Source organism: Kribbella sp. (assembly GCF_035687465.1).
Lineage (GTDB): Bacteria > Actinomycetota > Actinomycetes > Propionibacteriales > Kribbellaceae > Kribbella.
Genome location: NZ_DASRXP010000669.1, coordinates 1 through 8120 on the forward strand (window position 1 = coordinate 1; position 8120 = coordinate 8120).

The 8120-nt window shown below is 68.3% G+C and carries 9 protein-coding genes and 1 pseudogene; 6 read left to right on the forward strand and 4 right to left on the reverse strand.

The window, feature by feature from the left end:
• The 3 genes from VFG33_RS35755 to VFG33_RS35765 all read right to left on the reverse strand — a co-directional run.
• Positions 1–1177: MFS transporter (locus VFG33_RS35755; RefSeq protein WP_325057455.1), on the reverse strand; the 1177-nt coding region annotated here is incomplete at its 3' end.
• A 63-nt stretch (positions 1178–1240) separates the two neighbouring features.
• Entirely contained in the window at positions 1241–1609 is a 369-nt protein-coding gene (locus VFG33_RS35760; protein ID WP_325057456.1) for a DUF1304 domain-containing protein, read from the reverse strand.
• Positions 1610–1698: 89 nt separating this feature from the next.
• A complete protein-coding gene (locus VFG33_RS35765) occupies positions 1699–3408 on the reverse strand; it encodes a DEAD/DEAH box helicase (RefSeq protein WP_325057457.1) in 1710 nt (569 codons plus the stop codon).
• A 175-nt stretch (positions 3409–3583) separates the two neighbouring features.
• Between VFG33_RS35765 and VFG33_RS35770 the strand changes: the two genes are divergently transcribed.
• From VFG33_RS35770 to VFG33_RS35780, 3 genes are all read left to right on the forward strand, one after another.
• Complete coding sequence (locus VFG33_RS35770; protein WP_325057458.1) at positions 3584–4099, forward strand: DinB family protein; 516 nt, start codon at positions 3584–3586, stop codon at positions 4097–4099.
• 77 nt (positions 4100–4176) lie between these two features.
• Positions 4177–4536 carry a nuclear transport factor 2 family protein gene (locus VFG33_RS35775; protein WP_325057459.1) on the forward strand — a complete coding sequence of 120 codons (360 nt, stop codon included), beginning with the start codon at positions 4177–4179 and terminating at the stop codon, positions 4534–4536.
• Between the two features lie 170 nt (positions 4537–4706).
• A complete protein-coding gene (locus VFG33_RS35780) occupies positions 4707–6164 on the forward strand; it encodes an ankyrin repeat domain-containing protein (RefSeq protein WP_325057460.1) in 1458 nt (485 codons plus the stop codon).
• Here VFG33_RS35780 and VFG33_RS35785 read toward each other — a convergent pair.
• Entirely contained in the window at positions 6154–7269 is a 1116-nt protein-coding gene (locus VFG33_RS35785; RefSeq protein ID WP_325057461.1) for a calcium:cation antiporter, read from the reverse strand. The genes VFG33_RS35780 and VFG33_RS35785 overlap by 11 nt on opposite strands.
• A gap of 98 nt (positions 7270–7367) precedes the next feature.
• On the opposite strand from VFG33_RS35785, the gene VFG33_RS35790 reads away from it, so the two are divergent.
• The 3 genes and pseudogenes from VFG33_RS35790 to VFG33_RS35800 all read left to right on the forward strand — a co-directional run.
• On the forward strand, positions 7368–7643 hold the full coding sequence (locus tag VFG33_RS35790) for a GNAT family N-acetyltransferase (protein ID WP_325057462.1): 276 nt from the start codon (positions 7368–7370) through the stop codon (positions 7641–7643).
• Between the two features lie 12 nt (positions 7644–7655).
• A pseudogene (locus VFG33_RS35795) lies at positions 7656–7865 on the forward strand (GNAT family N-acetyltransferase); the annotation flags it as partial.
• Positions 7866–7878: 13 nt separating this feature from the next.
• A partial coding sequence (locus VFG33_RS35800; RefSeq protein ID WP_414673011.1) for a helix-turn-helix domain-containing protein occupies positions 7879–8120 on the forward strand: 242 nt, incomplete at its 3' end.

Here is an 8120-nt window from a genome sequence, read left to right on the forward strand (position 1 = left end):
CCAGCACCAGCACCGAGACAGTCGGGAACACGGTCCCCATGCCGAGCCCGGTCAGCCCCCAGCCGAGGATCCCGACGGCGACCGGCACGTGCTGGCTGAGCGTCAGCGTCGCGAGCGCGATCCCGAACAGGATGAAGACCATCCCCGCCTGCAGGAAGACGTGCGGCGCGAACGGCTGGTGCGGCCGACCCCGGTACCACGAGGCCGCGGTCCAGCTGAGCGCGCTCACAGTGAGCACGAGGCCCGCCAACGACGGCGAGAGGCCACGCTCGCGGGTCAGCATCAACGGCAGGAACACCTCGGCCCCGAAACCGGCAGCCGCGACCAGCCCGCGCAGAGCGACCACCGCCGGAAGACCGGAGCGGATCGCGAACGTACCGCTGGGCAGCAACTTCGGCGCGAAGGCCACCACTCCGCCCAGCCCGACGAGCACCAGGACCAACTGGAGAACGCCGCGCTGCTGACCTCCGTAGTGCAACAGGCCGACTCCGACCGCCGCCGCGACCGCCCACAGCGCACGCCGATCCCAGAGCCTCTTCTTCTCCGCTGGCTTCGGAGAGCCCAGATGGGCAAGTCCCGGGCGCATCACCAGCGCGGCCGGAATCGCCAGCGCCGGTACTGCGAGGAAGACGATCCGCCAACTGGTGTGCTCCACGATCAGTCCCGCGATCGCCGGCCCGACCAGCGACGGCACCACCCAGCCTGTCGCGAAGGCGGCGAAGATCCTTGGCCGGAGCGCGGCCGGGTAGAGATGCCCGACCACGACGTACAGCGCGACCGTCAGCAGGCCGGCGCCGAACCCCTGGACGATCCGCCCGACGACCAGCACCTCCATGGTCGGCGCGAACCCGGCGATCACCAGGCCGCCGAGGAACCAAGCGGTCCCATGCCACAGTGGCCGCGTCGGGCCCTTCAGATCACTCCAGGTCCCCGAGATCACCATCGCCACGACACCCGAGGCAAGGGGTCCGCCAAAGGCCAGCGCGTACAACGCCAGACCGTCCAAAGCCTGCGCCACCGTCGGCATCGCCGTGGTCACCGCAAGAGACTCGAAGGCAACCAGGGTGATCAACGCGACCATCCCTACCGTCAAAGCCCGGTACTCCGGCGACAGCACGCCAGCGGGTTTCGGTGCAGGGGCCTTCGCGGTGGTGGGATCGTCCGCCGTGGTGGTCATGGGTAGCACCCTCGGACATCAACTGCACTTGAAGTCAAGACGCCTTCAAGCAGCCTTGAGAGTTCAGGACACGGCGGCGAGGATCAGGGCGACCACCGGCGGAACCGCCTGGAGGGCGGCGGAGCGGGCCATCCGGCGGTCCGAAGCGAGCAGGACGATGCCGGCGCCGGCCATGCAGGCGCAGGCGAACAGAGCGATGGCGTGGCCTTCGTCGCCGCCTGCGATCAGGCCGCCGAGAGCACCGAGAGCCAGGAAGAGGTTGTAGAAGCCCTGGTTGAAGGCCCAGGGACGGGCGACGTCGGCCTCTTCCTGGGTCTTGATCAGGAACCGCCGGTAGGTGCTCGGCTTGCGGAAGAGCACGCTCTCCATGGCGAAGACAGCGAGGTGGAAGACGCCTGCCAGGGCGACGAAGATCTGCGCGACGGTGTTCACCAGCGAACCGTACCGCCCAGGTGCCCCGGGCAACAGAACGCCGGGCCCGGTCAGATTTACCTGACCGGGCCCGGCTCTCATCGACTAGTTCAGCGGCCGCGGCGGCCGGAACCTGCACCGGCTGAGAAGGCGGCGGCACCTGCCGGGCGACTGCTCGCTCCCGGAGTGGTCGTGCTGTAACTCTTGGGAGCGGCCGAACCGCTGCGGGCCTTGCCGCGCGACTTGGATCCCTGGACGGCCCCGTTCCGCGCTCCCTGGCTCGCGCCGTTGCGCGGTCCAGCGCTCGGTCCGGCAGCGCGGCGACGGCCTCCACCGCGACCCCGTCCTTCCGAGGCACCCCGGCCACCACCGGTACGGCGTACCGACTCGGACTCGGAGGTGGACCTCACCGGTGGGGTCACGAAGGTCCGCTCGCCCGGCGCCAGCACTGCCAGCAGCGGGTCATCGGTACGGAGCTTGGTGACGGTCGGGGCGATCCCGGCCTTGCGGGTCAGGTCCCGGACGTCGCGAACCTGGTCGTCCGTCATCAGAGTGACGACCGTCCCCTCCGCGCCGGCTCGCGCAGTACGGCCAGAGCGGTGCAGGTAGGCCTTGTGCTCGATCGGCGGGTCGGCGTGGATCACCAGCGAGACGTCATCCACGTGGATGCCGCGAGCTGCGATGTCCGTGGCGACCAGGGTGTTCGCGGAGCCGTCGGAGAACGCCTCCAGATTCCTGGTCCGGGCACCCTGCGAGAGGTTGCCGTGCAACTCGACCGCCGGCACGCCCTGGGCGATCAGCTTCTTCGTGAGCGACTTGGCGCCGTACTTGGTCCGGGTGAAGACCAGCGTCCGGCCGGGCGCGGCGGTCAGGTCGACCAGGACGGGCAGCCGGGTGTCGGGCTGGACGTGCAGCACGTGGTGGGTCATCTTCGCGACCGGCGACTGCGCCGAATCGACACTGTGCGTGACCGGATTGTTCATGAACCGTTTGACCAGGACGTCGACGCCCGCGTCGAGCGTGGCCGAGAAGAGCAGCCGCTGGGCGCGCTGCGGGGTCGCCTCGAGGATCCGGCGAACGGCCGGCAGGAAGCCGAGGTCGGCCATGTGGTCGGCCTCGTCCAGCACGGTGATCTCGACGGCATCGAGCTTCGCGTGACCGGCCTTGACGTGGTCCTCGAGCCGGCCGGGGCAGGCGACGACGATGTCGACGCCGCGGCGCAGGCCGGTGATCTGCGGGCCGTGGCCGACACCGCCGAAGATCGTCATGGTCCGGAGGTCGAGCGCGTCGGTCAACGGCGTGATCGAGGCCTGGATCTGGGTGGCGAGCTCACGGGTCGGCGCCAGGATCAGCGCGCGCGGCTGGTTCGGCCGGCGCTTCGACGTGGACGCGGCCAGCCGGGCCAGGACCGGCAGGACGAACGCGTAGGTCTTGCCGGAACCGGTCCGGCCGCGACCGAGAACATCCTTGCCTGCCAGCGAATCCGGCAGCGTGGACGACTGGATCGGGAACGGGTCGTTGATCCCGGCTGCCGCGAGTGCGGTGACCAGCACGGCCGGTACACCGAGCTCGGCGAAGCTCCGGCCGTCCGGAGCCAGCTGGACCTCGACCTCGTCGTACGAGGTGCTCGGCGCGGCTTCCGTGGCGCGGACTGAAGTGTTCGGGCTCTGACTGTTGCCGCGGGCACCGGTACGGCGGCGGCGGGAGCGCGCCGGGGCCTCACCCTGGGTGCGCTGGGGCTGTTGCCTGTTCTGAATCTGCTGGTTCTGGGACTGCTGGGTAGACGTGGTGGAACTGGACGTGGGGCGGCGTGCCGCCATAGTGGTACTCCAAAGGAAAATCGGGGGGTCGTCCTGCCCGGCGCGGCCAAGGGGCCGCGGCGCTTGGGGGTCGACTGCCAAATGGTCCGAGGCAGAACTGGGCGGACCGTCACCGACAGTGTACGTCACCAGAAGGGCTTACCCGAGTGATTTGCGATACCGAGGGCTCAACAGCGTGACGACGGCCGAGGATTTCCGGGTGGATCCGCCCCGGATCGCGCCGGAACGCGAGCTTCTGCAGGGCTTTCTCGACTACCACCGCGGCACGCTGCTGTGGAAGGTCGCCGGGCTGACCGGTGATGAACTGGTGACAGCGAGTATCGATCCGTCGGTGATGACACTGATCGGGCTGGTCAGGCATCTGACCGAGGTGGAGCGGTACTGGTTCCAGCTCTGCCTAGCCGGGCAGCCGGTGAAGCTCGAACTGTGGACCGACGAGCATCCTGACGGTGACTTCGAGCTGGTCGACGCGGCTCGGGTCGAGGAGGATCTCGCGGCGTTCCGCGAGACGGTCCGGCTGTCGAACGAGCTCGCGAGCGGGTACGACCTGGACTACACGTTCTCCCGCCCGAACTACGACAGCGACTACTCCCTGCGCCATCTGTACATCCACCTGGTCGAGGAGTACGCCCGGCACAACGGCCACGCCGACCTGCTCCGCGAACGGATCGACGGCCGCACCGGCGACTGAGGCGTGACCGGCCGGATCCGCTGAGCTCGCGGCCCCGCCTGCCAGGCGGGGAGGCGATCAGGCGGCAAGATGCTGGCATGCGGGAGAAGAAGCTGGATCGGTGGGTCGACCTGTACCGGCGGGCCTGGGAGTCCAACGATCCCGCGGACATCGCGGCCCTGTGGACCGAGGACGCGGCGTTCTACCGGCGGCCGGATGAGGAGCCGGTGCTGGGGCGGAATGCGATCGTCGACGCCTGGCTGGAAGTTGCCGACGCGCCGGGTGAGACGACCTTCGAATACCAGGTGCTCGGGTTCGGGGACGGCGTCGGATTCGTCCGCGGCTGGACGACGTATCTGACCGATCCGCCCGCCGAGTTCAGCAACCTGTGGGTAATCCGGCTGGACAAGGACGGCCGGGCTCACGAGTTCACCGAGTGGTGGATGGAGGCCCCCTGAGGGGGTTGCCGCCGGCGACATTCCCGGAGTACGGTCTGGCTCAGGCACTCAGGGTGCCACCGGTCCGCGGGAAGGGCTCAGCCCACCTGACTTCGAGGTTGCGCACTACCAGGCCCACCTCCTTTCTCGCCTGACGACGCGGACAGCAGGCATGTTGAGAGGAGGTCGCTATGCCGACCCGAAGACTGCCGGACGACCCGAACCTCGAGCACTTGCGCAAGCAGGCGAAAACCCTGCTCAAGCAGGTCAACGCCGCTGAACCCGAGGCCGTCGCACTCGCTGACGAGTTCCACCCGGTGAACACCCTGGCCGACGCCCAACTGGTGATCGCCCGGAGCTACGGCTTCCCCAGCTGGCCGCGACTCGGCCGGCACCTCGAACTGGTCGACAAGTACAGCCGCTCGCCGCACCGCCAACCGGTCGGCGGTCCCCTGGATACGCCGAGCCAACGCGCCGACGAGTTCCTCCGCCTGGCCACGTTGCACTACGGCCAGGACGACCCGGCCCGGCGGAGCGCGGCGCGCCAACTGCTGGACAAGTTCCCTGAAGTTGCCCTGAGCAACATCTATACGATGGTCGTGGCCGGTGAGCCGGCAGCGGTCCGGGCCGAGCTCGAGCGGAATCCCGACCTCGCCGCCCGCGAGGGTGGTCCCTACCGCTGGGAGCCGTTGCTCTACCTCAGCTACTCGCGCCTCGATGTAGCCCCGTCAGCGCCGCCGGCGATCGCGAAACTCCTGCTGGACAACGGCGCCGACCCGAATGCGGGCTACCTCTGGCAGGGCTTCCCTTCACCCTTCACCGCGGTCACGGGCGCCTTCGGCCGTGGCGAAGGCAACCAGCCGCCCCACCAGAGCCGGCTCGAACTCGCCCGGATCCTGCTCGAAGCGGGAGCCGATCCCAACGACAACCAGACGATCTACAACTGCGGCCTCGGATGTTCACCGCCGTACAGCGATGATCATCTCGAGCTGCTGCTGGAGTTCGGCCTGGGCAAGGGGGATGGTGGTCCGTGGCACGAGCGGATGACCGTCGCCCACCCGACCCCACCGCAGTTGCTGGAGGACGAGCTGGTGTTCGCGTCATCCGAAGGCCTGCTCCACCGGGTCGAGCTGGTCCTTGCGCAGGGCACCGATCCGGACGGACGCGGTACGGAACACCCGATCTTCTCCGGACACCGCGCCTACGAACTGGCCGCTGTCCAAGGACACACCGAGGTCGCCGAGCTGCTCAAGAACGCCGGGGCGGCCCCACTGGACGAGGTGCACGAGGTGTTCGCCGCCGCGATGCGAGGCGAGACCCCGCAGATCGATGCGGAACTCGCGGCTCGGGTCGTGCAACGCAACCCGTACCTGATCATCCGTGCGGCCGAGATCGGGCGGACCGAGGCCATCCAGCCGCTCAAGGACCTCGGGTTCGACCTCAACATCGTCGCCAGGGTGCTCGCGTCACCCCTGCATCAGGCCGCCGGCAACGGTCACCTCGAAACCGTGAAGAAGCTGGTCGAGCTGGGCGCCGACCCGACCAGCCGCGACGCGTCGTACGACGCGACTCCTCTGAGCTGGGCCAAGTACAACCATCAGCACGAGGTCATCACCTACTTGGGCAAGCTGGAGCGTCTCAAGGGCTGACGGCCAGGAAGACGAACGAGCTGAAGATCATCAGGTGAACGGCGCCCTGCAACAGGGTGGCCCGGCCGGTGGCAAGGGTGAGCATGCTGATCACGACGGTCAGCGCGAACAGCACCATCTCCTTGCCACCAAGGCCGAGCACCAGCGGGCCGTCGAGCCAGATCGAGGCGAGCGCGATGGCGGGGATGGTCAGGCCGATACTGGCGAGGGCCGAGCCGAGCGCGAGATTCAGGCTGGTCTGCAGCCGATCCCGAAGAGCAGCCCGTACTGCGGCAACCGTCTCCGGCAGCAACACGAGTAGAGCGATGACGACACCAACCACGGCCACCGGAGCCCCGGCTGATTCGACGGCGGACTCCAGCTTGGGTGAGACCGTCTTCGCCAGCCCGACTACAGCGATGAGGCAGAGGAACAGCAACCCCAGACTGACCAGCGCCACCTTCCCACTTGGCGCAGCCGCGTGTGTCTCGACCTCTTCAGCCGCCGGATCGACTGGGGATTGCTCCGGTTCGACCGGTAGGAAGTAGTCGCGGTGGCGGATGGTCTGGACGAACACGAAGATTCCGTACATCACCAGCGAGACCACACCGGCGAAGGCCAACTGCGCTCCGCTGAACGTCGCTCCCGGCGTGCTGGTGGTGAACGTCGGCAGCACCAGGCTGAGCGTGACCAGGGCGGTCGTCACGGCGAGCGCGCTGCCGGACGCATGCACCCGGAACTCCTGGGTCCGGTGCCGCAGCGACCCGACCACGAGCGCCAGTCCGAGGATCCCGTTGCAGGTGATCATCACCGCCGCGAACACGGTGTCCCGCGCCAGCGATGCCGCCTTGTCGCCGCCGGACGCCATCAGCGTCACGATCAGCGCGACCTCGATCACCGTCACCGCGAGCGCCAGGATCAGGGTGCCGAAGGGTTCGCCGACCTTGTGCGCCACCACCTCGGCGTGGTGCACGGCGGCGATCACGGCCGCACCCAGACCGGCGCAGACCAGGATGAGCAGTACTGCGCCGAGGTCGCGACCCCAGGACAGCACCAGCACAACGAGAGCGAGCGGGGGCACGGCCAGACTCCAGCGCGGCAACCCATGGACCACCGTGTTAGTCATCCCCTGAGAGTCTATTCAAGGTCCGGACAAACCTGTTGGCATTCACCGCTGCGGGCGTGATGCTTTTCGCACTAAGAAGGACGACGGAAGAGGACAGCGTGGAGATCAGGGAAGCGACTGCGGACGACTGGCCCGCCATCTGGCCGTTCTTCCACGACATCGTGACCGCCCGGGAGACCTACGCCTACGACCCCGCACTGACCGAGGATCAGGCCCGGGGCCTCTGGATGTCGCCGTCGGCGGCGAAGCTGAGCCGCACCACCGTCGCGGTCGATCCCGACGGCACCGTTCTCGGCAGCGCCAACATGTACCCGAACCGGCCGGGTCCTGGTTCCCACGTGGCCAGCGCGAGCTTCATGGTGGACGCCTCGTGACGCGGCAAGGGGGTCGGCCGCGCGCTCTGCGAGGACATGATCGCGTGGGCCGGCCGCGAAGGCTTCCGCTCGATCCAGTTCAACGCCGTGGTCGAGACGAACGACCGAGCGGTCAAGCTCTGGCAGGACCTCGGCTTCACGATCATCGGCACGGTCCCCCAAGCGTTCAATCACCCTCGCCTCGGCTACGTCGGCCTTCACATCATGTACCGGCCACTCTGATTGGATCGACGGTATGACGGAGAACCGCGCGCGCCGGATGTGGCGAGTCCTCGAGCCGTACCACGCGATCACCTACTTCGCTCCCGACACCAGACAGGCCACGGACGCCCTAGGGCTACGCGGCGGCTGGATGAGCTACTTCGCGTGCCGGGCGGCTCCCCTCGGCCCAGTGGGACCAGAGCTGGTCGCTGCCGTCTTCTACAACTTTCACCCAGACATGGTTGCCCGCGCGCTGCCCGACGCGTGGAGCCACGC